At 32.9% G+C, this 17,671-nt stretch carries 21 protein-coding genes; 3 read left to right on the top strand and 18 right to left on the bottom strand.

What is annotated here, in order from left to right; all coding sequences use genetic code 11:
• Window positions 1-52: 52 nt before the first annotated feature.
• The 4 genes from AAA915_RS00885 to AAA915_RS00870 are packed head-to-tail and all read right to left on the bottom strand — an operon-like array spanning window position 53 to window position 3,945.
• Window positions 53-838, bottom strand: a complete 786-nt coding sequence (locus AAA915_RS00885) for an HAD family hydrolase (RefSeq protein WP_338199040.1) — start codon at window positions 836-838, stop codon at window positions 53-55.
• A gap of 15 nt (window positions 839-853) precedes the next feature.
• A complete protein-coding gene (locus tag AAA915_RS00880; protein ID WP_338199038.1) occupies window positions 854-2,239 on the bottom strand; it encodes an RsmB/NOP family class I SAM-dependent RNA methyltransferase in 1,386 nt (461 codons plus the stop codon).
• A complete protein-coding gene (locus AAA915_RS00875; RefSeq protein WP_338199036.1) occupies window positions 2,232-3,134 on the bottom strand; it encodes a hypothetical protein in 903 nt (300 codons plus the stop codon). The genes AAA915_RS00880 and AAA915_RS00875 overlap by 8 nt, the downstream gene beginning before the upstream one ends.
• Window positions 3,135-3,186: 52 nt before the next feature.
• Window positions 3,187-3,945 (bottom strand): SAM-dependent methyltransferase, encoded by a 759-nt coding sequence (locus AAA915_RS00870; protein WP_338199034.1) that lies wholly within the window; start codon window positions 3,943-3,945, stop codon window positions 3,187-3,189.
• An 84-nt stretch (window positions 3,946-4,029) separates the two neighbouring features.
• On the opposite strand from AAA915_RS00870, the gene lepB reads away from it, so the two are divergent.
• A complete protein-coding gene (gene lepB / locus AAA915_RS00865; RefSeq protein WP_338199032.1) occupies window positions 4,030-4,608 on the top strand; it encodes a signal peptidase I in 579 nt (192 codons plus the stop codon).
• Window positions 4,609-4,670: 62 nt separating this feature from the next.
• On the top strand, window positions 4,671-4,862 hold the full coding sequence (locus AAA915_RS00860; protein ID WP_046324857.1) for an LBP_cg2779 family protein: 192 nt from the start codon (window positions 4,671-4,673) through the stop codon (window positions 4,860-4,862).
• A gap of 296 nt (window positions 4,863-5,158) precedes the next feature.
• Here the strand turns inward: AAA915_RS00860 and AAA915_RS00855 are convergent, their stop codons facing one another.
• The 14 genes from AAA915_RS00855 to AAA915_RS00790 all read right to left on the bottom strand — a co-directional run bounded on the left by AAA915_RS00855 (window position 5,159) and on the right by AAA915_RS00790 (window position 16,445).
• Complete coding sequence (locus AAA915_RS00855) at window positions 5,159-5,998, bottom strand: hypothetical protein (RefSeq protein WP_338199028.1); 840 nt, start codon at window positions 5,996-5,998, stop codon at window positions 5,159-5,161.
• Window positions 5,998-6,705 (bottom strand): ABC transporter ATP-binding protein, encoded by a 708-nt coding sequence (locus AAA915_RS00850; RefSeq protein WP_338199026.1) that lies wholly within the window; start codon window positions 6,703-6,705, stop codon window positions 5,998-6,000. Before AAA915_RS00850 ends, AAA915_RS00855 begins: the two co-directional genes overlap by 1 nt.
• On the bottom strand, window positions 6,705-7,070 hold the full coding sequence (locus AAA915_RS00845; RefSeq protein WP_338199025.1) for a GntR family transcriptional regulator: 366 nt from the start codon (window positions 7,068-7,070) through the stop codon (window positions 6,705-6,707). Before AAA915_RS00845 ends, AAA915_RS00850 begins: the two co-directional genes overlap by 1 nt.
• A gap of 141 nt (window positions 7,071-7,211) precedes the next feature.
• Window positions 7,212-8,051: a hypothetical protein gene (locus AAA915_RS00840; protein ID WP_338199023.1), complete on the bottom strand. Its 840-nt coding sequence runs from the start codon at window positions 8,049-8,051 to the stop codon at window positions 7,212-7,214.
• A gap of 76 nt (window positions 8,052-8,127) precedes the next feature.
• Entirely contained in the window at window positions 8,128-8,955 is an 828-nt protein-coding gene (locus tag AAA915_RS00835; protein WP_338199021.1) for a hypothetical protein, read from the bottom strand.
• Window positions 8,956-8,998: 43 nt separating this feature from the next.
• Entirely contained in the window at window positions 8,999-9,808 is an 810-nt protein-coding gene (locus AAA915_RS00830; protein WP_338199019.1) for a hypothetical protein, read from the bottom strand.
• On the bottom strand, window positions 9,808-10,512 hold the full coding sequence (locus AAA915_RS00825; RefSeq protein WP_294601709.1) for an ABC transporter ATP-binding protein: 705 nt from the start codon (window positions 10,510-10,512) through the stop codon (window positions 9,808-9,810). The genes AAA915_RS00830 and AAA915_RS00825 overlap by 1 nt, the downstream gene beginning before the upstream one ends.
• A gap of 10 nt (window positions 10,513-10,522) precedes the next feature.
• Complete coding sequence (locus AAA915_RS00820; RefSeq protein ID WP_338199016.1) at window positions 10,523-10,876, bottom strand: GntR family transcriptional regulator; 354 nt, start codon at window positions 10,874-10,876, stop codon at window positions 10,523-10,525.
• A gap of 76 nt (window positions 10,877-10,952) precedes the next feature.
• Window positions 10,953-11,717, bottom strand: a complete 765-nt coding sequence (locus AAA915_RS00815) for an ABC transporter permease (protein WP_338199014.1) — start codon at window positions 11,715-11,717, stop codon at window positions 10,953-10,955.
• A gap of 18 nt (window positions 11,718-11,735) precedes the next feature.
• Complete coding sequence (locus AAA915_RS00810; protein WP_338199012.1) at window positions 11,736-12,491, bottom strand: ABC transporter permease; 756 nt, start codon at window positions 12,489-12,491, stop codon at window positions 11,736-11,738.
• 5 nt (window positions 12,492-12,496) lie between these two features.
• Entirely contained in the window at window positions 12,497-13,384 is an 888-nt protein-coding gene (locus AAA915_RS00805) for an ABC transporter ATP-binding protein (protein ID WP_338199010.1), read from the bottom strand.
• Window positions 13,385-13,716: 332 nt separating this feature from the next.
• Entirely contained in the window at window positions 13,717-14,958 is a 1,242-nt protein-coding gene (pepT, locus tag AAA915_RS00800; protein WP_338199008.1) for a peptidase T, read from the bottom strand.
• A gap of 13 nt (window positions 14,959-14,971) precedes the next feature.
• Complete coding sequence (locus tag AAA915_RS00795; RefSeq protein WP_338199006.1) at window positions 14,972-15,769, bottom strand: Nif3-like dinuclear metal center hexameric protein; 798 nt, start codon at window positions 15,767-15,769, stop codon at window positions 14,972-14,974.
• The gene (locus tag AAA915_RS00790) at window positions 15,762-16,445 is read right to left on the bottom strand and encodes a tRNA (adenine(22)-N(1))-methyltransferase (protein WP_338199004.1); all 684 of its coding nucleotides are present in this window, start codon (window positions 16,443-16,445) and stop codon (window positions 15,762-15,764) included. The genes AAA915_RS00795 and AAA915_RS00790 overlap by 8 nt, the downstream gene beginning before the upstream one ends.
• Before the next feature lie 264 nt (window positions 16,446-16,709).
• Between AAA915_RS00790 and AAA915_RS00785 the strand changes: the two genes are divergently transcribed.
• The gene (locus AAA915_RS00785; RefSeq protein ID WP_338199002.1) at window positions 16,710-17,150 is read left to right on the top strand and encodes an 8-oxo-dGTP diphosphatase; all 441 of its coding nucleotides are present in this window, start codon (window positions 16,710-16,712) and stop codon (window positions 17,148-17,150) included.
• Window positions 17,151-17,671 lie beyond the last annotated feature (521 nt).

The following is a 17,671-nucleotide window of genomic DNA, read 5'->3' as shown; positions in this document are numbered from 1 at the left end:
AAACAAATAACTATTGTCTTACATAAAATTAGTTATTTGTTTTTTTGTTTTTTTAATTTAATAAACGCCATATTTCTTTTTGAACGGCGCTGTCATTGCTTGAGCCTATAATGTGAGTAGCAACCTTCTTAGCCACAGGAAGTGCAGTTCCTGTGGCATAACTGGTACCAGCATATTTTAGCATCCCCACATCATTGCCGCTATCACCAAAAGTTACCATTTCTTTAGGATTAATTTTGAATTTACTACTTAAAAACTGTAAGCCCTTTGCCTTATTCATACCTTTTGTTGACATATCTATAGATGAAGAAGAGCCAGAAACAAAGTCAATTTCAGGATAATTACGTCTTAATTTTTCTAAAAGATGCGGCATTTTATTTTCAGGAACATCAAACGTAACCTTGAAAATTTGATCATCAAGATCATTAAAATTCTCAACAACTGTTAGTTTTTCATAGTACTTTTTTAGTTCTTTAGCATACTCAGGTCCATCTTTTCTTAAAATATAAGCACTAGCAAGACCCGAAACTGTAACCTTTTCCTGGTTTTCCTGCATTATCTTCATAATTGTCTGCCAGTCCCTTTCAGAAAGACAATCAACGTGAATAACCTGCTTACCTTGTGCTACTAGTGCTCCATTATCCGCTATGTAGTAAAGCTGATTGGCCACTTGTGGAAATCGCGAATATAAATTTTCAAACTGATTTCCGCTAGCAACAACAAACTTAATTCCTTTTTTTTGCATAATCTGAAATTCTTGCAAAAACAATTTCTGATCATATGTTTTCTGATCTGTTAACCAAGTTCCGTCCATATCTGTAGCGATTAGTTTAATCATTCTTTATTCTTTCTATTAAACTCGTAGTCCCTTAGGGTAATAATTTTTAATAATGTGATTGCTGATTTTACCAAAACCTAGAATAAAATTTTGGCAACTGACTAAAACAAAACCCGTTTCGTTAAATTCCGTTCTTAATGCTTCACCGTGTAAGTATTTTAAGTAGTTTTCATTGCTTAGTTCAATTACCCTATTTTGCTTTTCTTCTGCTAAAACCATAGCTAGTTGGTGGCTAGGCTCAAAACGGTTTTTCTTTAGCAAGCCTAGCTCAACACCATTTGATAATATCTGCAAATGAAGATTTGCACTGTCTAATAATGCGGGTATAAAAACGTGATTATTACGTACTTGACTATTTAACCGCCAATTTTTTATTGCAGCTGGTAAATTAAATTTATCTAATACTTCTGCTATTAATTGAATTTCGGCTTTGTTTAGAGATTCTTTTTGAAGCTTACTTTTTTTCTTCGCTTTTTGCTTTCTCGAGATTTTGCCTTGAACCTCCACTTGGGGCGATAATTTTAATTTTGCAGCAAATTGCCCTTCACCTAGTTCAGCCGTAGGCCAAAATCGTACTGTCTTAATGAGATCAAGGTTATTGTCAGCCCATTCAGGATGTCCATGATCAATAGCGCGTGTTTTTACGTCTAGTGCCATAATAGTTAAATTAAATTTTTGGGTTAGCCACGAAACTATTTGTTCATTTTCCTCTGGAGAATATGTACAGGTTGAATATACTAGTTCTCCTTCTGGTTTTAACATTTTGACTGCCGCATTTAAGATTTCCTTTTGCCGTTTTTGACAAAGCAGGACGTAATTTTGTGACCAGTAATCAATAGCTTGAGGATTCTTACGAAACATGCCCTCGCCACTACAAGGCGCATCAACTAAAATTTTATCAAAATAATGGGGAAAACACTGTGCTAATTTTTCTGGCTTTTCGCTTACAATTAAAGAATTTGTCGTGCCCCACCGTTCAAGATTTTCCCGTAATACTTTTGCTCTGCTATGTGAAATTTCATTTGCGACTAAGAGTCCTTCACCTTTTAGCTGTTCGCTGATTGCAGTGCTTTTACCGCCAGGTGCAGCACATAAATCAAGGATTTTTTGTCCGGGACATGCTTTTAGAAATAATGCTGGAAACATTGCCGTGGGTTCCTGTGAATAAACAGCTCCACTTACCCAGGCTGGATCTTGACCATTAATTTTACCGTAATAGGCTTTGGATACACCCGAAACTTCTTTTTCTTGTTCATAAGATACACAGTAGTTTTCTTTTAATGAATTAATGCGAAACGCACTTTTGGGTCTATCATTTATTGAGTTGAAAAATTCTTCTGCTCTACTTTTTCCTAATAACCTAATATATTTTTCTTTAAAATCCTCAGGCAGTTTAGGCATTATTTTGATCCTTTCGTAATAAATACAAGATGCATATGCTGTATAAAAAAGAAATGATGATCCAGCAGGCTGTAAGGAGCCAAATTAGATGCTGCGGCTTAGATAGAAAAGTGCGCCACATCAAGAAAAAATATGCACATATAGTTACTAATACTTCAATCAATAAGATTCTGATTCCATGATTTATTAACCAATTACGCAGCAAGTTACCCTTTAAGTGAGTTAATTTAACAGTTTTCCAATCTATAAAAGCTAAAACTAAATTGCTGAATGAGGCAATTAACAAAAAGATTATGACAAATAAAATTTCTTTAATAATTGAAAACTGATGGATTTGATGGTTTTTAACAAAAAGCGGTACTTTAGCCTTAACCCCATAATGCTTGGCAATTTGACGAATCACTTTATTTGAACTATCTATTATAATTTGATAATCACGTAATTTGAATTTTCCAGTTGGCTGTTCGGGACTAGTAGTAAGATAATAACTATCTTGCTTCATTTGGCGATAATGTTTTAAAGTACCTACAACTGTATAATATTTCTTATTCAAATAAACATATTCGTTTCCTTGCGCCTCATAAGTAGGGACTTTCGCATTTAATCCCAGCACAGCAAAAGAAACCTGACCTTTAAAGTCATCTTTGGTAAAATATCTGCCTGCTTCTGTCGGTAGGTTTAATACATCATGGTTTGACCACACCAAAGTTTGGTTTTTCTTAGATTTGCTAGTCATATGAACTTGAATTTTGTTGTGGGGATATGCTTTTTGTAGGTATATCAAAAAGGATCTGACATTTTGCTTATTCTTAATTTCAATGTAACGGGTATTATTACTTAGACCATAGGCTTCAAGTAATTGATCCGCTTCTCGTGACTGGACGTTTGACAGCATGCTGCCAATTCCCAGAAACGATAAAAATATAATAATAACTAAAATTATTTTTTTAAATCTCATGTGCTATCTCAAAAATTTGTTCATCAATAAAATCAAAACTTGTAAATGTCTGATTGATTAGACTTAGTTTCTTAGAATGAAGAAATGGCTCCTTTTGCCAAAAAGCTGCAGAATTGGTCACACCATTTCTTTCACCTACAAACAGTAGATGTGTGGCACAATTGAATTTTTGCCAAGTAGCAACAACTTTTTCATCACTGTTGCCAAAGTTAGGCGCCCAGGAGCAAATTATTAAATCGACATCACTAAATTGCTTGACAGCTGTTACAGCGTCATAATTACTAACAGGCACAAATGCTTGGGCTCCAGTATTTGAAGTCCTTGACCAATCTAAATTATCCGTAGCAGTCATTTTGACGCCAACTTTAGACAATGCTTTACTCCAATAACCATTGCCTGCCATTATTTCCAAACCTTTGTTAATTTTTAGCTGATCTTTAATTGTTTGAGCAGTTTCTAGATTCGGAATTGACCATAAGCCAAACTTAATTGCTAAAAATTGCCGGATATTATTTAGCAACTGATTAACTGTTTTGAAATCATCTAGCTGATCTTTAGAATGAAAATGGTTGCTGCAAATTTCTTCAGCAATATCGGGTAAAAAACCCAGCTTTTTGGGGGCTCTTTTTAATACCTGCTTTTGCCTAATGATAGCAACAATATTATTTATTTCCATTACTTGTTGATGCACAGACTCGATATTAAGTTTGGCATCCAATTGGTTAATTTTACTTAAAAAATCTGTCATTATCAAATACCTATAATGATTTTAACATTCAAACGACCAGATTTCAGTTATAATAAAGAGTAACATGAAAAAGGAGAATATTTTATGGCAAAAAAAGTTACAAAAAACCAAGACGAAGAGGAAGAAAGCTTAGGCAAATTTATTCTTGATGTCGTCATAATGATGGCAGTAATTTTAGGAATTTTCTTTGTTTTATTCCATTTCGTACTTTCTAATGATAGAGTTTCAGGGCCATCAATGCAACCAACCTTTGAAGATAATGATCGCTTAATCGCTGTACGCCATTTCAAACCTAAGCGCAATGATGTAGTTGTATTGCTAGCCCCTAAAGCCGCAAATGATTTGCCAGGAGCCTACTATATCAAGCGCATAATTGGATTACCGGGTGATAAGCTGGTTTCCAAGAATGATAAGATGTACGTCAATGGTAAGCTCTTACCTGAGCCTTATCTAGAAAATCACTTTAAAAAAGCTAATAATGCTCAAGGACAGACGTATACGACCAATTTTACTTATAAAGTCCCTAAGGGTTATTATTGGGTAATGGGTGATCACCGCGATATATCTAAGGATTCGCATATTTTTGGACCTGTTAAAAGACAGAATCTGATTGGCAAAGTCAAATTCAGATATTGGCCATTTAATAAAATTCAAGGTTTTTAACTTTAATTTTCATTGAATTTTAGTATTTTTCCGTTAAAATAAATTGTAAAGGAGAATTTAATATGAATCAGCAGTTAGAGGAATTATCCGATGCAATTATTGACTTTCAAGTCAAACATCATGTTACTGATACGGATTTAGCTTTTGCTAGTCATTTGTCAGTTGAAAAGATTCATGCGATGAAAACTGGTGAAGGTGAATTTACTCCTGAAGAAATTAATCAGCTGTATGATTACCTTGCTGCGAATCATTGAAAAGTTAGTTATAAGTATAGCCTGCAGTTCATCTTGGATAATTGCAGGCTTTTATTTTTGGTAATTTGAGAGAAATGTTAGTCATAGGAATAATTATAGAAATTATCTTGCTTTTGATCAGTTTAATAGCGTTTATTATTTCAAGAAAAACCCAAAGCCTAATAGCAAAGAACATTGCTGCTTTGGCTTTCATTGTCTTTTATTTGGATTGACATTTTTGTTGTTTGTCTTAAGGGTCTTTTTTGGCTGTTAAAAAGACGCTAAAAAATTTTAGCGCCTTTTAGTATGCGAATTTTTTATTTGCCTTCTCTTGCTTCAAAAAACTTACTGAAAAGAATTGTATCAAAAAACCAAAATAATATATTAATAATAAGCATTAATAATAATGCTAAAGCCAAATCATCATTTGTACCAGATGTTTCGCCAAACATAAATTTAAATGGAAAAGAAATTATTTTTAGGCCAACGTCATTTGCTTTGATCATAAGCCAGGCAACCAAAATAATTATGAAAACTGCAATGACGCGAACATAAATTTTACTCAATGCTTGCGGCAGAAAGTCTAAAAGTGCACGACTAGAGTAATTTAAAAAACTAATTATGAAGTAACCCAAAAACGCGCAAAGAATGACCATCATAAGTGCACCAAAGAAATCAAACATAATTTCCAGATCAACTTGTTGCAAATGCCTTCCAATATCAGCAAACATTTCGATTATAGAGCTATGAAACTGACCATCAAAAGTGAAAGTTACAGCACTTAAAATTAACGTGCAGATAATTTCCAATATCGCAAAGAAAAGCAAGGCAGCAAATGAGCTTAAAATATTATCAAAGTAGAATTTTTTATCATCAATTGGTATTAAGCGCCAAGTCTGGTTACCACTTACGCGTTCATTTTGAAAACAAGTAGTTAAATAAAATATGCCTATAAAAAGCAATGCTTGTACAATAAAAATAGCTAGCCATAATGTAAAAAAGTTAGAAAAAATTTGTCTGTTGATATAAACATGGCCGTTATTAAAATTGAAAAAAGTCATCGCAAATGAGGCAACAGTCTGGATAATTAACAGAAGAGAAATCCATTTAGTTTTTAACCTAAAGAGTACGGTAAAATAACGATTAAAAATTGCCATTATTCCTCCTCCTCTCTCTGGTAAAAGCTTTCATAAAAATCTTCTACTGTTTGGTTATCTGCTCTAATTTCTTCAGTAGACTTTTGCATACAAATTGTCTTATTTTTGATAATGACAACTTCATCGAGAACCGCCGCAATCTCATTGACAAAATGATCAGAAATTAAAATAGTAGACTTTTCCTGCTTCCATAAGATGATCGATTTGATAATTTTTTTACGAGCCATAGCATCAATTCCAGAAAAGGGCTCATCCAGAAGATACAAGTCCGTTTTCCTGGAAAAAGTTAGAGCAATTATCAGCTTTTCTTTCATTCCTTTGGACATTTCAGATAAGCGTAAGCCAGAATCTAAATTCATGAATTTTCTTAACTGCTCAAATTGCTTTAGACTAAAATCATGGTATAGAATTTGGTAAAACTTGACGATTTCATTAACTTTGACGGAGTGGGAAAATCCAGTTAAACCGTCAGTAAAAGAAAGATGGTCTTTTCTTTCAGCCTCCTTAGCAAAGCCTGCAACTTTTACCGTGCCGTGATAATTTTTGGCAACTCCGCTGATAATTCTCATCAATGTGGTTTTACCTGCACCGTTTTCGCCCAAAAGAGCAACAATTTTTCCCGGTTTGAGTGTTAAATTTAAATCAGTAATAATTTTTTTCTGGTTCTTTTTGTAAACTAAATCAGTTATTTCTAAAGGGTTTGCCATTATTCATGCTCCTCTTTAAGATATTCAGATAAAGATTTCAGAATTTGTTCGTCAGATACTCCTAAAGAATTCATACTATGTACAAACTTATCCATTTCATCATCAATTAGTTCCCTTTTCGTTTTATCAAGTAAAGTAGTATCTTCAGTGACAAAATTACCTTCTCCCCTCTTGGTGTACAAAATGCCTTCAAAATTCATCTGTTGTAAGGCACGTTGCACGGTATTGACATTCACAGTAAGTTGCACTGCCAGTTCACGTACAGAAGGGATTTTCTTACCTGGCTTTAATTTACCGGTAATTATTTGTCGATATAGGTATTGCTTAATTTGTAAGTAAATAGGAATGTTATCTTTAAATTCCACAGGTCCACCATCCTTTGGCCGTAATACACCTATAATACACTATCATAAACTAGATTGATTTTTTCCGCAAACCTTTTAATTATTGTAGTTAAACTACTTTTTGTAAATATTTGGTAAGTTTTTACTTCTTAATAGTAAACCCTACTTATGTTCAGTTGCTTCATAAAAATGATTGATTAGGAAAATGTTGCTGCCTAATAAAATAAGATCACAAATTGCATTTGCCAAAATTGCAAAAGGTAAACTACTAGAAAAATTAAGTCCATAATTAGTCGGATGAATAATTGATAAAAGAACTTTGTAAACAAAGATATTTTGGATTTTAAAGAAGAACCAGATTAATCCGAAGATTATGACTATGTGTAATACTTTCACAACTGCTCCATTAATGTTTGCAGGGACAAAATCTAGTATTGCTCGGCTGGCAAAATTAAAGAAACTGATAACAAAATATAAAAAGAAACAACTTAAAATAGCTAAAACGATCGTACCAAGTATTATCCAGAATACATTAATGTCAAGATTGCGTAGAATGTTTTTTAAAAAATCGCGGAAAAAGTATACAACAGGCTTGTCGGTAAAATATGATAAAAATAGAAGCGTTATTGCAGCAACGAATTCAAGTACAATAAAGTAAATGAAAGATACGAATGTGCTTAATACGTTATCTAGATAAAATTGACCGTCGCTTATTGCAGCTAAGCGCCAGGTTTGACTGCGGTTAAATTTCTCGCTCTGTAATGGCGTAATAAAATAAACGAAAAAGATGATAAAAAAGGCCAAGAAGACAAAGTATATAGCCGATTCCGGTATAATTCCGACATTATTTTGGGGATTTTTGCGGATATGCCAATTTATCACTTCATAATAAGTAAAAAAGGCACATGCGAAAGCTGCAATTATCTGGAAAAAAAGTAATACGTGTAATTTTTTTGCTTTAATTTTAAATAATCGATTAAATAACCTGCTAAATTCTGTCATTTTTAACTCCTTATTTTTTAATTCTGCTCGATGACAAATTGTCGTTCATATAAAATTGGTATTATGCCTCTATTTTTTACTCTGCTTCAAAGAAATGCTTAAATAAAAAGATATTAATGATGAACACAATTAAATTAACAACTACAACAATTAAATTAAGATAGGGTAAAGTGTTGTTGTAAGCCGGATTTAAGTTTAAAAAATTTAAAAGACTGCCTAAAACTTGGTCGACAAAAATTTTTTCTACTTTGGTAAAAAGCAAGGCTATTACGATAACAATAAAAATATGTAATAGCTTCACAATTAATCCGTTTGAAGCTACAGGAAGATAATCCATGATGGCTTTACTGGAAAAATTTAAAAAGCTGATCAATAACGAAATGAAAAAGCAACATAAAAGTAAGAGTAACATGATATCAAAAATTAAACGAATTGTATTCAGTTCAAAATTTGGTCTAAATTGCTTAAAAATTCTTTCACATGAATTACGAAAAGCCTTGTCCATAAAAAATGAAACAAATAATAAGATGCCTGCAACAATAATGTTAAGAATAATGAAATAGATAAAAGTTATAAACGAACTTAAACTATTAGCAATATAAAATTTTTCATCAGTGATTGCAGTTAAACGCCAAGTTTGACTGCGATTAATCCGCTCATTTTTGACAGCCATATAAATAAAAAAGAAAATGATAAAAAAGAAACTCAATAGACAAAAGTCCATTAACCAATCAGGTAAAAGCTCGGAGTAAAGATTTAAAAATTCACCGAACTCACCTGTACCAATCAGTAGCCCAAAAATGGAAAATGCTAAAGCACCAACTATTTGAATAATTAAAAATGAATAAACTTTCTTGGCTTTTTCTACAAAGAATCTGCCAAATAAATTTTTAAAAGAAGTCATGCTTTTCCCTTCTACTATGAAAACATTGAAACAGTATTAGGTTTTACTTCTCTCCTGCTTCAAAAAAATGATTGATTAAGAAGACGTTAATACCAAGTATTATTAAATCAATGATAAACATCATTAATACAACGGATTCCAATCCCGCAAGACCAGTAGATCTTAGTAAAACTATATTGATAATATAGTTGGCAAAGACGCTATAGAGCCTAACTAGTAATCCCACCAAGACGATAATTATAAATATGCGCACAAAAGAAATTAGAATATGACTTGATGCATGTGGTAAAAAGTCTAAAATTGCTTGACTGGAAAAGTTAAGGAAACTAACCAAAAAGTAAAGAAAAAGACAAGTAAGAATTAGCAGTAACATAATGCCAATAAAATCAAGAATTGCAGTACTGTTTAAATCAACATCAATCTGTAAATTTTTGCCAAATTTAGGATTAGTAAATATTGATAAAAATAAAAAACAAATTGCAATTAACACATCTAGCAGCACAAAATAAAGCAAAGAAACAAATGAACTTAAAATATTCGCAACATAAAACTTGCCATCACTGATTGGTGCTAAACGCCATGTTTGATTTCTATTTAACCGTTCATTTTCAACTACAGTTAAAATAAATAGAATCGGTCCGAACAAGAAAGTTAATGATGCAAACAGAGCCATCCAACCAGGTAAAAACTCGAGATTCTCGTGCGAATTAAAGTGAAATCTGCCAGAATAAAAACTAAAATAAGTAAAGAATGCTGAAGCTAGAGAACTAATGAATTGCAGAATAACTAAAAGATAAACATTTTTGGCTTTTTTCTGCAGTAACTTTTCAAACAAATGATTGAAAACGTTCATTATTCCTCCTCCGCATCGTATAAACCTTCATAATAATCTTCAACACTTTTATGATGTTCGCGGATCTCCTCAGTAGATTTGTGCGTGTAAATGGTTTTGTCTTTAATAATGACGATTTCATCAAGCATACTAGCTATTTCGTTGACAAAATGATCTGAAACAAGAATCGTTGAATTTTCCGGTTTCCATAAAATGATCGAATTAATTATTTTTTTGCGCGCCATGGCATCTATCCCCGAAAAGGGCTCATCTAATAAATAAAGGTCAACTTTGCGCGAAAATGCCAAGGCAATGACTAACTTTTCTTTCATTCCTTTGGACATTTCAGATAAACGCATCTCTGAATCTAATTTCATGAACTGACGCAACTGTTCAAATTGATTTTGATCAAAATCTTGATAGATGATCTCATAAAATTTGACAATTTCTTTGATTTTCGTTGAATTAGCAAAACCAGTTAATCCATCAGTAAATGAGAGTTGTGCTTTTCTTTCTGCAACATTGTTCTTACCTGAAATAGTAACTGTACCGTGGTAGTTTTTGGCCATACCACTGATAATGCGCATTAAAGTTGTTTTCCCGGCACCATTCTCACCTAGAAGGGCTACAATTTTTCCCGGTTGTAAATTTAAATTGATGTTATCCAAAATTGTTTTTAAATTTTTCTTGTAAGTTAAATCTCTTATTTCCAATAGATTTTCCATTTTTTACTCCCTACTTTAAGTGTTCAGTTAAAATTAAATTAAGTTTTCTCGCTGAAACTCCTAAGGCTTTCATATTCTGCACAAATTTACTTTGTTCAGATATGATAATGTCTCTTTTAGTTTTTTCCAGTAATTTTTTATCATTAGTCACAAAATTACCCTCTCCTCTTTTAGTAATTAAAAGCCCCGATATGATCATTTGCCTGAGCGCCTTTTGAACAGTGTTCACGTTGACCACTAGGTGAGTTGCTAAATTACGGACAGAGGGAATTTTCTGACTGGGTTTAAGTTCTCCGGTAATTATTTGGCGACATAAATTTTCTTGGATTTGAACATATATCGGCCTATCATCTTTAAACTTCATATTTCCCCTCTAACTGTATTACATTTATAATACACTATAATATTACAATAAACTTAAAGCTGATGCAATTATTTGTTTAAAATCTTTTTCTCCGAAAGATTAAATAGCCAGCAATCACAAAAATAAAAATATAGACTAGACTACCTACTAAAAGCTCTTGATTGTTCAGTTGGGTAGTTAAAGCATACATGCTGTAATTAGCATATTGCCTAGTTAAATCGACCATATTAAAGGGATTCCATTTCATAATGCCTACTAGCTTTTTTCCGTTCATTAAGTCGGAAGAAATGCTTTGACCCATGAGCGTCACTAATAAACTTGCAGTAATTACAACTGCATTACTGTTAATTAAACATGAGAGTAAAAAGACAATAGCAATAATTAACATCGTAGTAACTAAATCAATTAGTAAAGCGGTCAACATGTTTAGCCACACAGGCTGATGGTATAGATATAGTTCTGACCAATTAACTTGATAATTAAATAAGGTGTAACGCAGGCAAATTGTATAAAAAAGAGCTAGCAGATGCAGAAAAACATCGTATATGAACAAAACAATATACTTTGATAAGTAAACATACACTTTATTAGAAGACTTATATAAAAGTGTCAAAATCGTATTGTTTTGAAACTCCATTGAAAAACACGTGGCACCTACGATCACTAGGATAAACATGATAAAATCAGAAGAATCAAAAGTTAATGTTAAAATCAGCTTTTTACTTTCATCTGCTAAAGCGAAACCGGTAATAAGCATTAGAAAAAATAATATGAGAGCTGCAATCCAGCTAATTTTGCGGTGTACTAATTTATATAATTCTTGCTTAATACTATAAATCATTTTAGTTATCTCCTCTCTTTATACTCGTCGATGCTTGAATAGATAGTATCCCAAGGCCATAAAAATTATGCCGTAAACGATATTGGCTATAATTAGTTCAACACTTGATAAGTTCGATTTTAAGCTAAGGCTTGGATTTGATAATTGCTGGGAAATAAAAATCATATTTAAAAAATTCCATTTAATTGTACCTATAAAATTGGGAAAGCTTTGCATTAATCCCCTCGAAAAACTGGCACCAAAAAATGCTAGTACAATTCCAAAACAAACTACTACAGCGTTATTTTTAACCAGCATAATGAGCATAAAAGATAAACCAATGCTAAAAAAAGAATAAATCAATGCTCCTGCTAAGTTAATTAGCAGATCATTTAAAAGATTATTACCATTTTTGTTAACTAACCAATCATACCTGGCAGCATTAAAGAACATGCTTAAAATCAGAGTAAGTAGAAATGCGATTACTGTTAAGAAAAAACTATAGATTAAAATAACCCAAAACTTGGCAAAGAAAATTTGATGCTTGCTTGAAGTCTTATACTCCAACATGATAATCGTGTTATTCTTGTATTCCATTGAAAAAATTGCAGATGCTACGGTAATAACTATTAAAGGAATCCACTCAATTGCACCAAATCCGTAGCTAAGGGATTGGCGCGTAATAGGTTTAGTAAAAAAGTTGTAAGTCATTGTTACAATGAGAACAATCAGACCATACAAAGCGATGTTTTCATGGCTAAACTTATAGATTTCCCGTTTAAAATTTGTATTCATGGTAACTAACCCCTCTTTTCCGCCAAAATATCAACTACAATCTGTTCAAGGTTGGCCTCAAGAGGCAACATCTCCTTTAAATGAATTCCTTCTTTAAAAAGCAGATCTTGTATTTTGTATATATCCGTTTGGCTTACTATCAAATAGTTTTCATTAGCTGTAAACGTGATCTGATATGTAGCAAAAATCTTTTTTGCAAGTTTATTGTTGTCAGTAGTCAAATGATATTTTTGATGACTAATTTTTTCAAATTCTGCAACTTCTTTATTCAATATGATTTGTCCCCCAGAGATTAAGACAACTCTCGTCATTACTTTTTGTAATTCACTTAAAATGTGACTTGAAATTAAAAAAGCTGTTCCTTGGTCAGAATACTTTTTGATTAGTTTTCTTACTCTAATAGTTGATTCAATATCCAGTCCGTTCATTGGTTCATCAAGAATTACAATTTGAGGTTGATTTAGTAAGGCGATTGCTATTCCTAATTTTTGCTTCATACCAAGAGAATACCCTTTAGCCTTATTATTAATATAGGAACCCATTTGTAAATCAGAAATCAAACTTACCATATCTTTTTGGTCATGGGCATAAAGAGTTAAATTTTGTTTACCAGTAAGAAATGGGTAAATAGCAGGATGTTCAATTAACGCACCTGCCTTATCTAAAGCCTGATGATCATTTTCAGAAACTTCTCGCCCATTAACTACAACTTTTCCTTTGAATTTCATTAAACCGAGGATAGTTTTCATAATGGTGGTTTTCCCAGCCCCATTAGGACCTATCAAACCGATTATTTCACCTGGTTTAACTTCAAAAGTAGCATTTTTGACTAGCACAGTTTTGCCAACAAATGTACTAACATTATCCAGTTGTAGTGCATTAATATTTTTCACTCTTAATCATCCTTACTAAAAATTATTATACTAGTGTATTACATATGTAGTTCACTAGTATAATAAAATAAATTTTATTCTTTTGCAAATTTATTTTTAATCAAAAGTCTTAGAATAATTTAAATGTTCCACATCTTAGCTGTTAGTATTACAAAAAATAAAAAAGGCACCTAAAACCATTTTTGATAATGATTTTAGGTGCTCTTTAGCATAGCTTTAATAACTGTGCATAATTTTGCTAACCTTTTACAAGCTTAAATTCCTTTATCAGAACAAGCTTTTAATTTTTAATCTTTTTATAAACAGCCTTAAAAAGAGCCGTTTTTGTTTCACTATTTATTAGCAGTAGCATTCATTTGTACCATTTTTATCATGACATCTACTGCTTTTGCCATAGACTCAAGAACGGTATATTCAAACCTGCCATGCATGTTTTCTTGACCAGAGAAAAGGTCGGGACAAGGTAAGCCTCTATAAGTCAGAAGTGAACCATCAGTTCCTCCTCTTACTGGATCTTCATTGATTGTTAAGCCCTCTTCCTTATATGCTTTTCTTGCCAAATTAACAATCTCCATATGATCTTTAAGAATATCGGCCATGTTGTAGTATTGATCTCTCATGTTAAGCTTAATTCTCTCAGTACCGAATTCCTTGTTCATTTGATTAACAATAGCCTTGACTTTATTTTTACGATCTTCCAGACCATCTCTTTCAAAATCGCGAACGATGTACTCCATTTGAGCGTTATCCACCGTACCAGTAAAATTGGTTAGATGATAAAAGCCTTCTCTACCCGCAGTTTTTTCAGGGACTTCGTTTTGCGGAAGTTGATTTTGGAAGTTAATGCCAACTTGGATAGCATTAATCATCTGATCTTTAGCTACTGAAGGATGTACATTTACGCCTTGGATATCCAGAGTAAATGTAGCTGCGGAGAAAGTGCCCCAATCTAACTTTCCAGGAGCTCCACCGTCTACTGTGAAGGCAAAATCTGCACCAAATTCATCAATATCAAAATGTTGGGCCCCCATGCCAATTTCTTCGTCCGGAGTAAAACCAAGGCGAATTTTGCCGTGTTTAATTTCAGGATGGTTTAACAAATATTCTGCTAATGTAACTAATTCCGCTACCCCACATTTATCATCCCCACCTAATAAGGTGTCACCTGAGGCCGTAATAATAGTTTGGCCAGCATATTTTCTTAAGTTCGGAAATTCTGCAGGATCTAAATAAAATGCGGAATCTCCAAGCCTAATTTTTGATTTGCCATCATAATTTTCATGAACTTGCGGTTTAACATTTTCCGCATTAAAGTCTGCAGTATCGCAGTGCGCTAGAAGTCCCATTACAGGTACATCATAATCTACATTAGCCGGAATTTCCGCAATGACACAGCCTGATTTCTGATTATAATGCACATCAGATAAGCCTAGTTTTTCTAGGTCAGGTAGAATTACTTCTTTTTGGAAATCTTCTTGACGTTTTGTTGAAGGAAACCTATCTGAATGTTCATCAGAACGTGAATTAACTTTTACATATTTTAAAAATCTTGGTAATAAATTTTGATACTCCATCTTATCTCCTTAATTAAAATAAATCTTGAAATGGGTTAGTTGATACTTCAGATTGGATAATTTCGACATCCCAAGAGTTTTCTTTATTCCATTCAAGCAACTTTTGATAAATTTTTTCTTTAAAAATCTTTTCAGTATAGTGTCCTGGATCAACTACCGTTAGACCAGCAGAAATCATATCATGGCCTGTGTGGTAATAAACATCTCCTGTAATAAAAGCATCAATATTCTCTTCTACTGCTTGATGCCAATATTTGCCGCCATCACCGCAGATAAAACAAACTGAAGAAATAGTCTGCTGATTATCAGCAGTAATTAATCTTACCATTTTTACATGCATCTTGTCTTTGACATAATAAGCAAATTCCTTGGCAGAAAGTGGCTGAAGCAATCTCCCCTTACGTCCTATGGCAATGCCATCATCATCTGGACAAAAAGGCTCAACGTCTTTCAAACCCAATTCTTCAGCTTGCCAGTCGCTTGAGCCATCTTCAGCCTTGTCTGAATTTGTATGAATGGAATAGACCGTAATGCCATGAGCAATTATTTTACCGTACATAGCGTATTGGGGATTAGCAAAGTTTAAGTTTGGAGCAGGACGAAACATCAAGGGATGATGGCTGATAATCAAATTAACCCCTTTTTGAATTGCTTCATCAACTACTTGTGGTCTAACATCTAAGGTAGTCATTATTTTAGTGACATTCTGCTCAAGAGAGCCTATTTGGATACCAACTGGATCGCCTTTGCTAGCTATTTCTTCTGGAAAATGTTGTCTTAAGACAGCAACTATATCCTCTACTTTAATCATTTATTTCTTCCTCAATCATTTTTATTTCAGCTTCAATTTTATGGATATGAGCAAAGTCTTTTTCTTTTGCTTTGTTTAAATTAAGCAATAATTTTTGGTGATATGCAAGCTGATCACGCCACTTTTGGTAAAAAACTCGATTCTTTTCTTTTAATATTTTAGGGCCAAAAAATATTTGCTTATCTGTTAAACTGATAGCATTTTCTACCTGTTGGGCTTTTATAAGTTCATATATATGTCCCGCTTCAGCTATTATTTTTTCATTTATAATTTGATACCTATGCACTGAAAGCCATTCACGAACGGTCGGTTCTCCCACATTTGGCTCTAAAATTAAAGTAGCAAAATGAAAATTTTTTGACCAAGCTTTGTTTAAAATATTGGTCATTAATTTGCCACCCATACCAGCAATTACTACTGTGTCAATTCTGTCTTCTTTACTAATAGTTTCCAAACCTGATCCCATACGAGTTTCAATTTTATTTTTTAGACCTGCTGTAACAATATCTTTTTCCGCATTTTCTAATGGCCCAGCTGCTACGTCACTGGCGATAGCATAATCAACTTTGCCTTCTTTAACTAATTGGATCGGTAGATAAGCGTGATCTGTCCCAATGTCTGCAATACGGGCTCCTTGATCAACCATTTGCGCTAAAGTATTTAATCGTAAATTCATCTTCATCCTACTTTCTTTATAATAGAATTTTAGCATAATGCTTTTTTCTTAGATAAAATAAAATAATGCTATTAAATACTCTTATTTTTGGTTTCTAAAATAAACTGGCGGCCAAACAACGCTGATACGTCTGCTAACTTGATCTCGACTAAAGCAAAAGTCATAGCTGCTATATTAAAACAAAGTGTAAAAACTTTCTTTTTCTTTCTAAATTGCTATTTTATAATTGATAATAAGATTTAAAAGAAAGAGATTTTTGACTTAATGGATAGAACCGAACCTGTTACTTTAACAAATATGTGTATGATTAAAAGCAGAAATAAAATATTGGTTTTGGATCGCAATGACCCATATTGGCCAGGGCTTACTTTTCCAGGTGGCCATGTTGAAGATCATGAATCTTTTCATGATTCAGTGGTACGGGAAGTTAAGGAAGAAACAAATTTAGATATTAAGGATCCGCGCCTATGTGGTATTAAGCAATTTTATGATGAAAACGATCACCGTTACCTCGTTCTTTTTTATATAGCGACTGAATTTACCGGTACAGTCAAAGCCTCAAGGGAGGGTGAATTGACTTGGATGACTGAGGAAGAACTTTTCCAACATAAGTTAGCTTATAATTTTGACCGCGACTTGCTGGTATACTTTAATGAAAATATTGATGAACACATATTAGACGGTAAGAGGGATGAATTATTTTAAGGAGAATTTGAAATGCTTTCTGAACAAGCAATTAAGCGTTGGCATCTAGGGCAAATAATAGTGCGAAAGATTCTGATCATTGTGGCAATTGTGCTATTTTTTTAAATTAAATCCCTGACCAAAAGTAAAATTGTGGCAGTGGTAGTTCTGCCAGTTTTGTTCATACTGGTATTTCTACAAATAACCCTTCTACGCGAAAAACATCGTGAAAGAAAAATAGTCCAATTCAATCATTATTTTCAAGCCATTAACATCCAAATATGTTTTTTAGTACTTCTCACAATTGGAGCAGGTTTTATCTAAGTTTTTAATAATAAGAACCTTATCTGGTTGTTAATTCCATTTACTTTATATGAATTGGATATGCTAGTTCCTATGGCAGAACTGTCCTAGGGAAAGATAAATAGTGTAATTGGGCAAATCATAACTTTATTATTATTCTTAAGTCTAATAGTTTTTATTCCGGAAATGTTGACGATATATTGCTACCCTTCTTGGCTACAAATGCTTAATAAAACTGA

The sequence above is a fragment of the Lactobacillus rizhaonensis genome (genome assembly GCF_036246345.1).
GTDB classification, from domain to species: Bacteria; Bacillota; Bacilli; order Lactobacillales; family Lactobacillaceae; genus Lactobacillus; species Lactobacillus rizhaonensis.
Note: the sequence above shows the minus strand (reverse complement) of the source record. Positions and strands in the feature narration are given on the sequence as shown.